Origin of the sequence: Mesorhizobium sp. WSM4898 (assembly GCF_029625845.1) — a bacterium.
Taxonomy (GTDB): Bacteria; Pseudomonadota; Alphaproteobacteria; order Rhizobiales; family Rhizobiaceae; genus Mesorhizobium.
The window spans coordinates 1-260 of sequence record NZ_JARTVQ010000042.1 but is presented as its reverse complement, the minus strand read 5'-3'; the positions used below and the strand labels follow the sequence as shown (position 1 = coordinate 260).

At 54.2% G+C, this 260-nt stretch carries 1 protein-coding gene; it reads right to left on the bottom strand.

Features of this window, described 5'->3' with window-relative positions:
• A partial coding sequence (locus tag P9228_RS30880) for a hypothetical protein (RefSeq protein WP_278057058.1) occupies window positions 1–260 on the bottom strand: 260 nt, incomplete at both ends.

Below are 260 nucleotides of genomic sequence, written 5' to 3'. Positions count from 1 at the left end.
ATATTCCCTCGACCGATAGCCGCCAACCCACTCGACATGACCGCGTAGGCCATGATCGCAATCCAAAAGGCCGCTCGATATCTGCTTTCGCTAGGCCGGAAAAGGCAAAACCCAACGATCAGAACGGCTGCTCCAATGCCGATTGCGCCCAGCGGAATTGCATTTGCTTCGGTTGTTACGATGCCGCCACCAATGAATGTCAGGCAGAACAGGGCAATCTCTGTCGGATCGAAATTACGTGCTGCGTGATATTCGGGGAC